Origin of the sequence: Pantoea sp. Fr-CA_6 (assembly GCF_024520895.1) — a bacterium.
Taxonomy (GTDB): domain Bacteria; phylum Pseudomonadota; class Gammaproteobacteria; order Enterobacterales; family Enterobacteriaceae; genus Pantoea; species Pantoea agglomerans.
Genome location: NZ_JALNPO010000011.1, coordinates 102492 through 114540 on the forward strand (window position 1 = coordinate 102492; position 12049 = coordinate 114540).

The 12049-nt window shown below is 53.0% G+C and carries 11 protein-coding genes; 10 read left to right on the forward strand and 1 reads right to left on the reverse strand.

Annotation, left to right across the window (positions count from 1 at the left end):
- Positions 1-43: 43 nt before the first annotated feature.
- Positions 44-838 (reverse strand): type I methionyl aminopeptidase, encoded by a 795-nt coding sequence (map, locus tag NR201_RS17925; RefSeq protein ID WP_010254092.1) that lies wholly within the window; start codon positions 836-838, stop codon positions 44-46.
- A gap of 318 nt (positions 839-1156) precedes the next feature.
- Here map and rpsB point away from each other — a divergent pair, with 318 nt between their 5' ends.
- From rpsB to skp, 10 genes are all read left to right on the forward strand, one after another.
- A complete protein-coding gene (gene rpsB, locus NR201_RS17930) occupies positions 1157-1882 on the forward strand; it encodes a 30S ribosomal protein S2 (protein ID WP_008925636.1) in 726 nt (241 codons plus the stop codon).
- A 181-nt stretch (positions 1883-2063) separates the two neighbouring features.
- Positions 2064-2915 (forward strand): translation elongation factor Ts, encoded by an 852-nt coding sequence (gene tsf, locus NR201_RS17935; protein ID WP_010254097.1) that lies wholly within the window; start codon positions 2064-2066, stop codon positions 2913-2915.
- Positions 2916-3072: 157 nt separating this feature from the next.
- A complete protein-coding gene (pyrH, locus tag NR201_RS17940) occupies positions 3073-3798 on the forward strand; it encodes a UMP kinase (protein ID WP_010254099.1) in 726 nt (241 codons plus the stop codon).
- Between the two features lie 143 nt (positions 3799-3941).
- Positions 3942-4499: a ribosome recycling factor gene (gene frr / locus NR201_RS17945; protein ID WP_010254103.1), complete on the forward strand. Its 558-nt coding sequence runs from the start codon at positions 3942-3944 to the stop codon at positions 4497-4499.
- A 111-nt stretch (positions 4500-4610) separates the two neighbouring features.
- Positions 4611-5807 carry a 1-deoxy-D-xylulose-5-phosphate reductoisomerase gene (ispC, locus tag NR201_RS17950; RefSeq protein ID WP_010254105.1) on the forward strand — a complete coding sequence of 399 codons (1197 nt, stop codon included), beginning with the start codon at positions 4611-4613 and terminating at the stop codon, positions 5805-5807.
- A 181-nt stretch (positions 5808-5988) separates the two neighbouring features.
- Complete coding sequence (ispU, locus tag NR201_RS17955) at positions 5989-6741, forward strand: (2E,6E)-farnesyl-diphosphate-specific ditrans,polycis-undecaprenyl-diphosphate synthase (protein ID WP_010254107.1); 753 nt, start codon at positions 5989-5991, stop codon at positions 6739-6741.
- A gap of 18 nt (positions 6742-6759) precedes the next feature.
- A complete protein-coding gene (cdsA, locus tag NR201_RS17960) occupies positions 6760-7617 on the forward strand; it encodes a phosphatidate cytidylyltransferase (RefSeq protein ID WP_256850048.1) in 858 nt (285 codons plus the stop codon).
- A gap of 12 nt (positions 7618-7629) precedes the next feature.
- The gene (rseP, locus tag NR201_RS17965; RefSeq protein ID WP_010671861.1) at positions 7630-8976 is read left to right on the forward strand and encodes a sigma E protease regulator RseP; all 1347 of its coding nucleotides are present in this window, start codon (positions 7630-7632) and stop codon (positions 8974-8976) included.
- 51 nt (positions 8977-9027) lie between these two features.
- Positions 9028-11439: an outer membrane protein assembly factor BamA gene (bamA, locus tag NR201_RS17970; protein ID WP_010254119.1), complete on the forward strand. Its 2412-nt coding sequence runs from the start codon at positions 9028-9030 to the stop codon at positions 11437-11439.
- Between the two features lie 110 nt (positions 11440-11549).
- Entirely contained in the window at positions 11550-12047 is a 498-nt protein-coding gene (gene skp / locus NR201_RS17975; RefSeq protein ID WP_010254125.1) for a molecular chaperone Skp, read from the forward strand.
- Positions 12048-12049: the final 2 nt, after the last annotated feature.

The following is a 12049-nucleotide window of genomic DNA, read 5'->3' on the forward strand; positions in this document are numbered from 1 at the left end:
AAAAAAAGCCGGCTCAGCGCCGGCTTGATCTGTAATGGGGGAATTACCCTTCGGCGACAAGCACAGCGGGCAGCGTGTCGTCTTTGCGCAGGGTTAAAATCTCACAGCCGTTCTCCGTCACCACAATAGTATGCTCATACTGCGCGGACAAGCTGCGATCTTTGGTTTTTACCGTCCAGCCATCTTTCATGGTGCGGATGCGGTAATCCCCGGCATTGACCATCGGTTCTACCGTAAAGGTCATGCCCGCCTGGAGTACCACGCCGCCATCATCGGCATCGTAATGCAGCACCTGAGGCTCTTCATGGAAACCCTTGCCGATACCGTGACCGCAATATTCGCGCACCACAGAGAAGTCGTTGGCTTCGACATATTTCTGGATGGCGCGACCCAGTTCGCGCAGGCGGATGCCGGGCTTGATCAGACGCAGTGAGAGATAGAGGCTCTCCTGCGTGACACGGCACAGGCGTTCACCCTGAATGGTCGGCTTACCGACGATAAACATCTTTGAGGTATCGCCGTGGTATTCATCTTTAATTACGGTGACATCGATATTCACTACATCACCATCTTTTAACGGACGATCATCGCTGGGGATCCCGTGGCACACCACTTCATTCACCGAGATGCAGACCGACTTCGGAAAGCCGTGATAGCCGAGGCAGGCGGAGACAGCCTGCTGCTTTTGAGTAATGTGATCGTGGCAGATGCGGTCCAGTTCACCGGTGGTCACACCCGGTTTTACGTAAGGCTCGATCATCTCCAGCACTTCGGCGGCCAGTCGGCCCGCGACGCGCATTTTTTCGATTTCTTCAGGGGTTTTAATTGAAATTGCCATTAAATTAATCCGCAGTTGTCGAAATTTTCGACAATAATAAGTTCTGTGCTGTCATGTTAGCAGCCAGCAAATGGGCTGCCAAATAGAGAACGCGCTGACCTCCGTCAGCGATCATTTATTGGCGTCCCTGGGCTGGTTGTGGTATAAAGCGCGCCGACGATTCTCTGTATGGCCGTTTCGGTCAGCAGGAAACGCATAACTCTCATTATGTGTAATAAAACACACATGTATCGACACATACGCCGGGGTGCCTTGAAAGAGGTCGGTCGTATGGGATACATGGAGGCCCAACCCCAATCAAACTTTAGAGGTTTTATCATGGCAACTGTTTCCATGCGCGACATGCTCCAGGCTGGTGTTCACTTCGGTCACCAGACCCGTTACTGGAACCCAAAAATGAAGCCATTCATCTTTGGTGCTCGTAACAAGGTTCACATCATCAACCTGGAAAAAACTGTACCTATGTTCAACGAAGCTCTGGCTGAACTGAACAAGATCTCTTCCCGTAAAGGTAAGATCCTGATCGTAGGTACTAAGCGTGCTGCTGCTCAGGCGGTAAAAGAGTCTGCACTGAGCTGCGACCAGTTCTTCGTAAACCACCGCTGGTTGGGTGGCATGCTGACTAACTGGAAAACCGTGCGTCAGTCAATCAAGCGTCTGAAAGATCTGGAGATTCAGTCTCAGGATGGTACTTTCGACAAACTGACCAAAAAAGAAGCGCTGATGCGTGCGCGTGAGCTGGCCAAGCTGGAAAACAGCCTGGGCGGTATCAAAGATATGGGCGGTCTGCCAGACGCGCTGTTTGTTGTCGATGCTGACCACGAACACATCGCAATCAAAGAAGCAAACAACCTGGGTATCCCGGTATTTGCTATCGTTGATACCAACTCAGATCCAGATGGCGTTGATTTCGTTATCCCAGGTAACGACGATGCAATCCGTGCTGTAAACCTGTACCTGACTGCCGTTGCGACCACCGTTCGCGAAGGCCGCTCTCAGGACCTGGCTGAGCAAGCTGAAGAAGCGTCTTTAGAAAACGCTTAATAAGGTTTGCTCTGCATAAGAGCCCTTAGCATTCAGATGTGATCTGTAAGGGGCCTATACTGGCCCCTTTATTTTATCTAAGTCTGTTACGCCCCCAACCGGACGGCGGGACAGAGTAAATTTTCCGCAAATAAGTGTCTGCTGGTGCAAACGTACACAGGCACGAACCGAGGATTCTGGAATGGCTGACATTACCGCTGCATTGGTAAAAGAACTGCGTGAGCGTACTGGCGCTGGCATGATGGATTGCAAAAAAGCGCTGACTGAAGCGAATGGCGACATTGAGCTGGCGATTGAGAACATGCGTAAGTCTGGCGCAATCAAAGCAGCGAAAAAAGCAGGCAACGTTGCTGCTGATGGCGTAATCAAAACCAAGATCGTTGGCGACTACGGCGTGATTCTGGAAGTAAACTGCCAGACTGACTTCGTTGCAAAAGATGGCGGTTTCCAGGCGTTCGCAGACAAAGTTCTGGATGTGGCTGCAGCTGATCGCGTTACCGACGTTGAAGTTCTGAAAGCGCAGTTCGAAGAAGAGCGCGTTGCACTGGTTGCTAAAATCGGTGAGAACATCAACATCCGTCGCGTTGCTATCCTGGAAGGCGCAGAGCTGGGCAGCTACCTGCACGGCGCACGTATCGGCGTTCTGGTTTCAACCAAAGGCGCTAACGAAGATCTGATCAAACAGATCGCGATGCACGTTGCCGCAAGCAAGCCTGAATTCGTTAAGCCAGAAGACGTTTCTGCTGACGTGGTTGATAAAGAGTACCAGGTTCAGCTGGACATCGCGATGCAGTCTGGCAAGCCAAAAGAGATCGCAGAGAAGATGGTTGAAGGCCGTATGAAGAAATTCACCGGCGAAGTCTCTCTGACTGGTCAGGCTTTCGTTATCGACCCAAGCAAAACCGTTGGCCAGGCTCTGAAAGAGCAGGGCGCTGACGTTATCAACTTCATCCGCTTCGAAGTTGGTGAAGGCATCGAGAAAGTTGAGTCTGACTTCGCTGCAGAAGTTGCAGCAATGTCCAAACAGTCTTAATGCTTTGAAAGAACCGCCAGATGGCGGTTCTTTTTTGTCTGTAAATCGCAACAGATACGTTTTCAGTTTCATCCCAATAGCAATTTCATTGCGGTAAGCGGATGATCGATCAGAATTTACTTCTCCTTTACACCCAATCTTCCAGGAAGAACTGACCATGGCGACCAACGCAAAACCTGTTTATCAACGTATCCTGCTTAAACTCAGCGGCGAAGCCCTGCAAGGCGCTGAAGGTTTTGGTATCGACGCGAGTGTGCTTGACCGCATGGCACAAGAGGTAAAAGAGCTGGTTGAACTGGGCATCCAGGTTGGCGTGGTGATTGGCGGAGGGAACCTGTTCCGTGGAGCGAGCCTGCAGCAGGCCGGCATGAACCGCGTTGTGGGTGACCACATGGGTATGCTGGCAACCGTGATGAACGGCCTGGCGATGCGTGATGCACTGCACCGCGCCTATGTGAATGCACGCCTGATGTCAGCGATTCCACTGAATGGCGTCTGTGACAACTACAGCTGGGCAGAAGCGATCAGCCTGCTGCGTAACAACCGCGTGGTGATCTTCTCCGCCGGTACCGGTAACCCGTTCTTCACCACTGACTCTGCAGCGTGCCTGCGCGGCATTGAGATTGAAGCGGACGTCGTGCTGAAAGCGACCAAAGTAGACGGCGTCTACTCTGCGGATCCGGTGAAAAGCCCGGACGCAACGCTGTATGAGCAACTGACCTATGCTGAAGTGCTGGATCAGGAGCTGAAAGTGATGGATCTTGCGGCCTTTACCCTGGCGCGTGACCACAAATTACCTATCCGTGTTTTCAACATGAATAAGCCTGGCGCACTGCGTCGCGTAGTGATGGGTGAAAAAGAAGGCACCCTGATTACGCATTAATACCCGAGGCGAGATAAAATAAGGTATATTCTGTCAGCGCGATGATAATGCATCGCGCACCAGTCAGGATTATCGATGATTATCGATCCCGCTTCCGGTTACGCCGGAACTGGCCAGGTCAAACCGAATCCAAGGGTTTCAACGTGATTAACGACATCAAAAAAGATGCTGACACGCGCATGGAAAAATGCGTTGAAGCATTCAAAACCACCATCAGCAAAGTGCGCACCGGTCGTGCTTCACCTTCGCTGCTCGACGGCATTGTCGTCGAATATTACGGCACGCCGACGCCACTGCGTCAGCTGGCTTCTGTCACTGTGGAAGATTCACGCACGCTGAAAATCAACGTGTTTGATCGTTCACTGAGTCCGGCAGTCGAAAAAGCGATCATGAAGTCCGATCTCGGTCTGAACCCAAGTTCAGCCGGTACCGACATCCGTGTTCCGCTGCCTGCGCTGACAGAAGAGCGTCGTAAAGATCTGATTAAAATCGTGCGCGGCGAAGCCGAGCAGGGCCGTGTGTCGGTACGTAACGTCCGTCGGGATGCCAACGATAAAATCAAAGCGCTGCTGAAAGATAAAGAGATCAGCGAAGACGACGAACGTCGTGCGCAGGATGAAGTGCAAAAAATGACCGATGCGTACATCAAGAAAGTTGATGCTGCACTGTCAGAAAAAGAGACGGAGCTGATGGATTTCTAATCCCATCACTGCCGGACAAAACGCCGTACAGAGAGGTATTCGTATGAATGCGACATCTGGCGGCGTTTTACATTGTGCCTGTGGGCACGCTGACTTCACACGGATAGCTTCATGAAGCGATTAACTCTGCTGGGATCCACCGGCTCTATCGGCACCAGTACGCTGGCGGTGGTGCGCGCCAACCCGGCGCTTTATCAGATTACGGCGCTGGTTGCCGGCCATAACGTGGCGCTGATGGCCGAGCAGTGTGCGGCCTTTACACCGCGCTTCGCCTGCATGGCAGACGAGGCATCCGCCGCTGCGTTGCGTGAGCGACTGAGAGCAATCAGGGTCAATACTGAAGTGCTCTCCGGCGTTCAGGCAGCCTGTGAGCTGGCCGCGCTGGATGAGGTGGATCAGGTGATGGCGGCGATCGTCGGCGCATCGGGTTTGCTGCCGACGCTGGCGGCCATTCGCGCCGGAAAAACGGTGCTGCTGGCCAACAAAGAATCGCTTGTCACCTGCGGCCGTTTGTTTATGGAGGCCGTGCGTCATCATAACGCACAGTTACTACCGGTCGACAGCGAGCATAACGCCATTTTTCAGAGTTTACCGGCTACCATCCAGCATCAGTTAGGTTACGCTGACCTGCGGGATAATGGCATTGAGTCGATTATCCTTACGGGATCGGGTGGTCCTTTTCGTGACACAGATTTAGCGGATCTCAGCGCCATGTCGCCAGATCAGGCCTGTGCACATCCGAACTGGTCGATGGGGAGAAAAATCTCTGTCGATTCGGCCACCATGATGAATAAAGGTCTTGAGTACATTGAAGCCCGTTGGTTGTTTAATGCCAGCGCAGCGCAGATGGAAGTGATACTCCACCCACAGTCGGTGATTCACTCCATGGTGCGATACTGCGATGGCAGCGTGCTGGCTCAATTAGGTTCTCCTGATATGCGTACGCCGATTGCCCACAGCATGGCCTGGCCTTCGCGCATCAATGCAGGCGTGACGCCGCTGGATTTTACCCGCATGTCGGCGCTCTCCTTTGCAGAACCTGATTTTAGTCGCTACCCCTGTCTGAAACTGGCCATTGATGCCTGTGATGCAGGGCAGGCGGCGACCACCACGCTGAATGCAGCCAACGAGGTTGCCGTCGCGGCTTTCCTGAATCACCAGATCCGCTTCACCGACATTGCCGCGCTTAATAGTGAGGTGATGGCGGCACAAGTGTGTCCGGAGCCGGATTCGGTGGACGCTGTCCTTGAAATCGATCGCACTGCGCGCGCGCTGGCGACAGAAATGTTGCCGCGTTTCACGTCGTGATGCCGATCGTTATGAGGCCATTTGTTCGCTTCAGGTGAAAATGATATAGTCGCTGGCTCGCGTTTCACGGTCTGTCACCGAATTCGGTGTGGCCCGGCACTGAGAGTGTGTCGGGATTTGAATCGGGCGCAATGTATTCAGAAACCACAGCATTTCTGATGAAAGGAATTGGTTAAGCGTTATGTCGTCTAACAATCACAACAACACTGATGACCAGCAGGGAAACGGTCCGCGCCACGTCGCTATCATCATGGATGGCAATGGCCGCTGGGCCAAAAATCAGGGAAAATTGCGCATTTCAGGCCACAAAGCTGGTGTTAAATCGGTACGCCGTGCCGTCAGCTTTGCGGTCAGTAACAATCTTGAAGCCCTGACGCTTTACGCCTTCAGCAGTGAAAACTGGAGTCGTCCGCCGCAGGAAGTCACCGCGTTAATGGAACTCTTTGTCTGGGCGCTTGATAGTGAAGTGAAGAGCCTGCACAAACACAATGTTCGCTTACGCGTCATTGGCGATACCAGCCGTTTCAGCCCGCGTATTCAGGAACGTATTCGCCGTTCTGAGACGCTGACCGCAAATAATAGTGGCCTGACGCTCAACATTGCTGCCAACTATGGCGGCCGTTGGGATATTATCGAAGGCGTGAAAAAACTGGCTGAACAGGTTCAGGAAGGATTACTGCGACCTGACCAGATTACCGAAGAGAGCCTGACGTCGCAGCTCTGTATGCAGGAGCTGGCGCCAGTGGATTTAGTGATAAGGACCGGGGGAGAGCATCGGATTAGCAACTTCCTGCTGTGGCAGATTGCCTATGCTGAATTCTATTTTACCGATGTGCTCTGGCCGGATTTCGATGAACACGTTTTTGAAGGTGCACTGAATGCATTCTCTCTGCGGGAGCGTCGTTTTGGCGGCGCTGCACCAGGCGGCGCCTGAGCAATCTGGGGGTAACCTTTGCTGAAGTCTCGTCTGATTACCGCGTTGATATTAATTCCGCTGGTAATAGCTGCACTGTTCTGGTTACCGCCTGTTGGCTTCGCCCTGACAACCATCGTTATCTGCATGCTGGCAGCCTGGGAATGGGGTCAGTTTGCAGGGATGGCATCACGGCAACAGCGCGTCTGGCTGGCTGTACTTTGTGGTCTGCTGCTGGCGCTGATGCAGTTTACGCTGCCACCTTATCAACACACGGTGCATCTGCCACAGATCGCGACATCGCTTTGGGCGTCGCTGGTGTGGTGGGTCGTTGCACTGCTGCTGGTGCTCTCCTATCCCGCTTCTGCGGCCTTCTGGCGCCATTCGCGTCCCCTTCGCTTACTGTTTGGCGTGTTAACGCTGGTCCCTTTTTTCTGGGGCATGGTGGCGCTGCGCCAGTATCACTATGACACCGACCACTTCGCCGGTGCCTGGTGGTTGCTGTTTGTGTTGCTGCTGGTATGGGGAGCGGATTCAGGTGCTTATATGTTTGGCAAGATGTTAGGCAAGCACAAGCTGGCGCCAAAGGTCTCACCAGGCAAAACCTGGGAAGGCTTCCTGGGCGGTCTGGTCACCTCGGCGCTGATTGCAGTGCTGTTTGCGACGCTGGCGCCACTGACGGTTTCCACCGGTACGCTGGTGATTTGCGCGATTATCGCGACGCTGGCCTCCGTACTGGGCGACCTCACTGAGAGCATGTTTAAACGTGAAGCGGGCATCAAAGACAGTGGTAATCTGATTCCTGGTCACGGCGGCATTCTTGATCGTATTGATAGTCTGACTGCGGCGGTGCCGGTGTTTGCCTGTTTATTGCTGCTGGTGTTTCGCACCCTTTAAGGACAGGCAAAGATGTTGAGCATACTCTGGAGTTTCGTCGCCTTTATCGTTGCGCTGGGCGTATTAATTACCGTTCATGAGTTTGGCCATTTCTGGGTCGCTCGTCGCTGTGGCGTCAAAGTTGAGCGCTTTTCCATTGGTTTTGGTAAGTCGCTCTGGCAGCGCCGTGACCGCCACGGCACCGAATTTGTCATCGCGCTGATTCCCCTTGGCGGCTACGTTAAAATGCTCGACGAGCGTGTTGAAAGCGTGCCAGCCGAATTTCGTCATCAGGCTTTTAACAACAAAGCCGTCTGGCAACGCGCCTCCATCATTGCGGCAGGTCCTGTCGCTAATTTCATCTTTGCCATCTTTGCCTACTGGGTTGTGTTTATTCACGGCGTGCCCGGCGTGCGCCCGGTAATCGGTGAAATTTTAAACGGTTCGGTGGCTGCGGAAGCTCAAATTACGCCCGGCATGGAACTTAAGGCTGTTGACGGTATCGAAACGCCTGACTGGGATGCTGTGCGTATGGCGCTGGTGGGTAAAATCGGCGACAGCAGCACCACCTTAACGGTGGCTCGATTTGGCGAGGACGCGACCCAGCAGAAACAGCTGGATTTGCGTAACTGGCAGTTTGAGCCTGATAAGCAGGATCCGGTCGTCGCGTTAGGGATTCAGCCACGCGGTCCGCAGATTGAGACCACGCTGGCAGAAGTGCAGGCGAACTCGCCAGCCAGTGAAGCCGGTTTGCAAGCAGGCGACAGGATCGTTAAAGTCGATGGTCAGCCATTATCGCAGTGGCAGACTTTTGTCACGCAGGTCCGGGATAACCCCGGCAAAAGCATGGCGCTTGAGGTGGATCGCGGCGGTGAGTCTATTGCGCTGACGATGACGCCAGAAGCGAAATCTGGCAGTAAAGCGGGATTTGCGGGTGTCATTCCGCGCATTGTTCCTCTGCCAGAAGAGTACAAGACGGTAAGACAGTATGGCGCGTTTGCGGCTATCGGTGAAGCTAGTGTAAAAACCTGGCAACTGATGAAGCTCACCGTCTCCATGCTGGGCAAGTTAATAACCGGTGATGTGAAGCTGAACAACCTGAGCGGGCCAATTTCGATTGCGCAGGGTGCAGGGTTGTCAGCAGAGTATGGGTTGATTTACTACCTGATGTTCCTGGCGTTGATTAGCGTCAACCTGGGCATCATCAACCTGTTCCCTCTGCCGGTTTTAGATGGTGGGCACTTGCTCTTCCTGGCGATCGAAAAGATCAAGGGTGGACCGGTGTCCGAGCGAGTTCAGGACTTTAGTTATCGCATCGGTTCAATTTTACTGGTGCTGTTAATGGGGCTTGCACTTTTCAATGATTTCTCACGTTTGTAACCGCTGGAACGCGAACATTCGAGGGATGTGTTAGGAAAACGCATAACAACGATGGCGATGAAAAAGTTGCTCATAGCGTCGCTGCTGTTTAGCAGCGCCACCGTTTACGGTGCAGACGATTTCGTAGTGAAGGATATTCATTTCGAAGGGCTGCAGCGAGTCGCCGTCGGCGCGGCTCTGCTGAGCATGCCAGTACGGGTTGGCGATACGGTGAATGACGATGATGTCAGAAATACCATTCGCTCGCTGTTCGCTACTGGCAACTTTGAGGATGTTCAGGTCCTGCGAGACGGTACAACGCTGATTGTCCAGGTCAAAGAACGTCCTACCATTGCCAGCATTACCTTCACCGGTAACAAAGCGGTGAAAGAGGATCAGCTCAAACAAAATCTGGAAGCCTCAGGTGTCCGTGTCGGCGAAGCGCTGGACCGTACCACCATCTCCTCTATCGAGAAGGGACTTGAGGATTTCTACTACAGCGTAGGTAAATATACCGCCAACGTGAAAGCCGTGGTCACGCCACTGCCGCGTAACCGTGTGGATCTGAAGCTGGTCTTTACTGAAGGTGTCTCTGCAAAAATTCAGCAGATCAACATCGTCGGTAATAAAGCCTTTAGCTCCGATGAGCTGATTTCCCGCTTCCAGCTGCGCGATGAAGTGCCATGGTGGAACGTGGTCGGCGATCGTAAATATCAGAAGCAGAAACTGGCGGGTGACCTTGAAACCCTGCGCAGCTTCTATCTGGATCGTGGCTATGCACGCTTTAACATCGATTCAACGCAGGTCAGCCTGACGCCTGATAAAAAAGGCATCTACATCACGGTGAACATCACCGAAGGTGACCAGTACAAAATCGCAGGCGTGATCGTCAATGGCAGCATGGCGGGCCATTCAGCAGAAATTGAACATCTGACCAAGATTCCGGCGGGCGAGCTTTATAACGGCGCCAAAGTCACGAAAATGGAAGATGACATCAAGAAACTGCTGGGCCGCTACGGCTATGCTTATCCGCGCGTGGCAACACAGCCAGAAATCAACGACGCCGACAAAACCGTAAAACTGCATATTAATGTGGATGCGGGTAACCGTTATTATGTCCGTAACGTCCGTTTCGAAGGCAATGACACGTCGAAAGACTCCGTGTTACGTCGCGAAATGCGTCAGATGGAAGGCGCGTGGCTGGGCAGCGATCTGGTTGAACAGGGTAAAGAGCGTCTGAACCGTACCGGTTACTTTGAAACCGTTGATGTGGATACTCAGCGTGTGCCAGGTTCGCCGGACCAGGTTGACGTGGTCTACAAGGTTAAAGAGCGTAACACCGGTACCTTTAACTTCGGCGTCGGCTACGGCACCGAAAGTGGTGTGAGCTTCCAGGTCGGCGTCACGCAGGATAACTGGCTGGGCACCGGTAATACCGTGGGCATCAGCGGCACCAAGAACGATTACCAGACCTATGCTGAATTCTCGCTGACTGACCCTTACTTTACCGTTGATGGTGTTAGTCTGGGTGGTCGTCTGTTCTACAACGACTTTAAAGCAGATAACGCGGACCTTTCTGACTATACCAACAAAAGTTATGGTCTGGATGGCACGCTTGGCTTCCCGGTTAACGAAAACAACACCCTGCGTGTCGGTCTGGGCTATGTCCACAATGACCTGTCAAACATGCAGCCTCAGGTGGCGATGTGGCGTTATCTTGACTCGGTCGGCAAGCCGCAGCAGCTCAATGATGAAGGTGATTTCTCAGCAGATGACTTCACCTTTAACTACGGCTGGACTTATAACACCCTGGACCGCGGCTTCTTCCCGACGTCCGGTAACCGTACCAACCTGAACGGTAAGGTGACGATTCCGGGCTCGGATAACAGCTTCTATAAGGCCACGCTGGATACTCAGCAGTATGTGCCGATTAACCAGGATCGTACCTGGGTGCTGTTAGGCCGTGGTCGCGTAGGTTATGGCGATGGTCTCGACGGCAAAGAGATGCCGTTCTACGAGAACTTCTACGCCGGTGGTTCAAGCACCGTGCGCGGCTTCCAGTCCAACACCATTGGACCGAAAGCAGCCTACTTAAATAACAACTCGTCGAACTGCCGAATCGCCGATCCAAATGGCGTCTGTAAGTCTGACGATGCGGTGGGCGGTAACGCCATGGCGATTGCCAGCCTTGAGCTGATTACGCCAACGCCGTTCCTGAGCGAGAAGTATGCTAACTCGGTTCGTACCTCGGTGTTTGTCGATGCCGGTACAGCGTGGGATACCCATTGGGAAAATACTGCGGAAACGCGTGCGGCGGGCATTCCTGACTACAGCGATCCAAACAATATCCGTGTATCCAGCGGTGTTGCGCTACAGTGGATGTCACCGCTCGGCCCGCTGGTGTTCTCTTACGCCCAGCCGATGAAGAAAGTCGATGGAGACAAGTCAGAGCAGTTCCAGTTTAACATTGGTAAAACCTGGTAATGTTCTGAGCATGGATGCATAGCTGAAGTATTGCTGCCGGACAGCACCTGTTGCTGTTCCGGGGCAAACACTGTGTCGCTGACACAAACGTTGATGGTAAGGAGTTTATAGTGAAAAAGTTGTTGTGTGCCGCAGGTCTGGGTCTTGCTTTAGCGGTCTCCGCTGGTGTTCAGGCTGCCGACAAAATTGCAGTGGTAAACGTGTCCAGCATTTTCCAACAGTTACCGCAACGTGCGACTGTTGCTAAACAGCTGGAAAACGAGTTCAAAGGCCGTGCAACTGAGTTGCAGAGCCAGGAGCGCGATCTGCAAACCAAAATGCAGCGTCTGCAGCGTGACGGTTCTACCATGAAGGCGAGCGAACGCAGCCGTATGGAAAAAGATGTCATGTCTCAGCGTGAAGCTTTCTCTACAAAAGCCCAGTCTTTTGAGCAGGATAATCGCCGTCGTCAGATGGAAGAGCGTAACAAGCTGCTGAGCCGTATTCAGGATGCCGTGAAGAAAGTCGCTGACAGCGATGGTTACGACGTCGTGATCGACGCTAACGCGGTGGCTTATGCGTCAAACGCAAAAGACATCACTGCTGACGTGCTGAAACAGGTTAAATAATT